The sequence below is a fragment of the Candidatus Desulfatibia sp. genome (genome assembly GCF_036446775.1).
Lineage (GTDB): Bacteria > Desulfobacterota > Desulfobacteria > Desulfobacterales > UBA11574 > Desulfatibia_A.
This window is the reverse complement of sequence record NZ_JAZFTO010000259.1, coordinates 1-2,593: the sequence shown is the minus strand read 5'-3', so window position 1 is coordinate 2,593 and position 2,593 is coordinate 1. Positions and strand designations below refer to the sequence as shown.

At 48.3% G+C, this 2,593-nt stretch carries 2 protein-coding genes, 1 tRNA gene and 1 pseudogene; 2 read left to right on the top strand and 2 right to left on the bottom strand.

The window, feature by feature from the left end:
- Nucleotides 1-94: 94 nt before the first annotated feature.
- Nucleotides 95-170: transfer RNA gene (locus V3S16_RS12450), tRNA-Phe, on the bottom strand.
- Between the two features lie 124 nt (nt 171-294).
- A complete protein-coding gene (locus tag V3S16_RS12445) occupies nt 295-792 on the bottom strand; it encodes a flavin reductase family protein (RefSeq protein ID WP_413885404.1) in 498 nt (165 codons plus the stop codon).
- A 184-nt stretch (nt 793-976) separates the two neighbouring features.
- Between V3S16_RS12445 and V3S16_RS12440 the strand changes: the two genes are divergently transcribed.
- Complete coding sequence (locus V3S16_RS12440; protein WP_413885402.1) at nt 977-1,966, top strand: hypothetical protein; 990 nt, start codon at nt 977-979, stop codon at nt 1,964-1,966.
- Between the two features lie 269 nt (nt 1,967-2,235).
- Nucleotides 2,236-2,593 (top strand): annotated as a pseudogene (locus V3S16_RS12435) (hypothetical protein); the annotation flags it as partial.

Sequence of the window (2,593 nt, the reverse complement as noted above, 5' to 3'; positions counted from 1 at the left end):
CAAAAAGACACAATTTCAAGCACAATCCACCAAATCCCCACAAAAAAAGAGGTTAGCAAAAGTGACTAACCCCCTCAAAATGAAACGATTTTACTGGTGCCGAGGGACAGAATTGAACTGCCGACACGGGGATTTTCAGTCCCCTGCTCTACCGACTGAGCTACCTCGGCTTACAAACCAAAATTAACTATTAGAAGCTCGTATTTTTGTCAAGATTTTTTTAAAATAGTGGCCGCGGCCTGCCACGCGAAATACGAAGTATTTTTCACGGGGCTCGCTGTTGTTGCTCAGCTGTTACCCGGTTTCATAGCACTCCCGGATTTCACCGAAATAAAGGGTGTGGTAATCCTTCTCGGGATACAGCTTTTCGTATTCTGCGATCAAATGCACCGGATCCATGGCGGCCTTGTAAGCGATCTTACACTCAAAGTGGATGCCGGGGGTGTCGATAATCGGGGAAGCCACCTGCCGGCCGTCGGCGGTTTTCAGGTTTAGCTCCTTGAACTTGTCCACATCCCGCCCTGATTTGGTGCCGCAGAACATTACCGCATCGTGCATATCCGTCAAGGGTACCGACACGGTAAAATCGGCTGCTTTTTCGATGATCCCGAAGGTATGCCGGGAGTCTCTGATCGCCACCATTAAAATCGGTTGGCGCCACACAAAACCTATAGTGGCCCAGCCAATGGTCATGGTGTTGAGGTCTTCACCGGCTTTTACGGTTAAAAAAGCACCCTTTTTGATCTGTTTCATCGCTTTTTCGGCCACCGCCATGTAATCAACGTTTCTCATAATCCCTCCTTCTGAGTCTCACGCAAAGACGCTAATTTATTTTTCAAGACCATTTACTACCAAGCGATCTGTAAAGAGTCCATCAAAATTTGACGAATGGCTTCGCGATGATCATTTTCTTAACTAACGAGTCAGGACTTTTGGAAAACTTAACTTTATGGTCGTATGGTCGGAGGGTTCGCCGATGAAAGCCTTTAAAATTTTTCGAATACTGATTTTGCCGGCACTGCTGATTATTTCTGCCTGTGCCTACCATCCAAGGATCCCGGCCGAAATACCAAACACCCTCTACTCGGCTGACGGCGGCGGTGATGAGATCCTTAATCGATATGCACCCCTTCTTGTGGCACATGGCTACTCCGCTGTCTACAACCGTATCGGCCGGCCCGCGGCCAGATACGACAACCAGGGAAACGAACAGATTTATATCGACAGCGAAAATCCGGTTATCTATTATTTAAAGCAAAATTTTTCCACTAAAAAAGGCTCTTATACCAATCTGATCTATCGGGTGCACTTTTCTAAAGTGCCTTTCAGCCTGATTCCCTTTCACCTGACGGCCGGCATCAACGTGGGTCTAATGGTGGTGATCACCTTGGATTCACGGGCAAAACCCGTTCTGGTTACCACGGTTCATACCTGCGGCTGCTACCTGGCCATTGTTTCTACCTCCTTTCTGCCGCGCGATGCTTTGCCGCTGAACCGGCCGGAGAAGCCGGTCAGGGTCTATGGCGAGAAACTGCCCTGGCAACTGGACTATTCCAGCAGGGATAATCCGGGATTGTTAATCCATTTAAGACCCGCTGTTCACCGGGTAATGGATCTTGAGATTGTGGCGGCCGCGGAACTGCAGGATCTCCGGCGCTTTACCATCATAAAAATGCCCCTGAAACCTGTCAGGGAGCTGGAGCAGATTCCTGTGGGCCAAGGTTTCACCAGCTTTTACTATCAAAAGGGGCTGCTCAAGGGCCATGTCAAGGGATCCGTCAAGTTTTGGGAATCAATCTTGCTGAGCCTGCCGAGCCTGGACTTTTTTATAGGGACAGATAAAGTTTACGGCGATCGGCAGGAGACCGGCAATCCCTTTTACACCAGCCTGAAGCCCTGGAACCGCAATGCTTCGGACATGGGCAATTTCGCCCGCTTTCTCGAATTTTGGGGCTGGCGCCTGTGATGGATATTTACTAACCATTCGAACATATTTATCCGCCCTTAAGTGGATACTTTATATCCAACCTCTTTTATCTTCTCTACTTAAAAATAATTGGCCTGAAAAAAATGGCGTCAAATACATTGTTTTTTCAAGGTCTTGTATTATTTTTTGATTTTAAGCCTGTTTCTGGCACACAGTTTGCTATTATAAAAATTGAGTAGCAAGCCGCGCGAGCTTATTAATAATTTTTTTAAAACGATTATCACTTCCAATGTAAAAGGAGAATAAAAATGTATAACAATTTTACCAGAAAAATAATTGCGGTTTTGGCAGTTGTCGCTTTTGTGGGATTCGGATCTTACGCCTTTGCCGACCGGGGCGGGGGATACGGTCATCGTGGCTATGGTCATCAAGGATACGGCATGGGCTCCGGCCATCAAGGATACGGCATGGGCTCCGGCATGATGGGCTACGGCATGGACTACGGCCGCCACGGAAAAGGCATGATGGGCTACGGCATGGACTACGGCCGCCACGGAAAAGGCATGGGATACGGCATGGACTACGGCCGCCACGGAAAAGGCATGGATTACGGCCAGCGAGGATACAGAGACGATTACCGCTCAGACAGGGGCTATGAGGGTGACT

Coding starts and splice junctions, on each gene's coding strand:
- V3S16_RS12445 (WP_413885404.1), bottom strand. CDS start 792: ATGAGAAACGTTGATTACATGGCGGTGGCCGAAAAAGCGATGAAACAG.
- V3S16_RS12440 (WP_413885402.1), top strand. CDS start 977: ATGAAAGCCTTTAAAATTTTTCGAATACTGATTTTGCCGGCACTGCTG.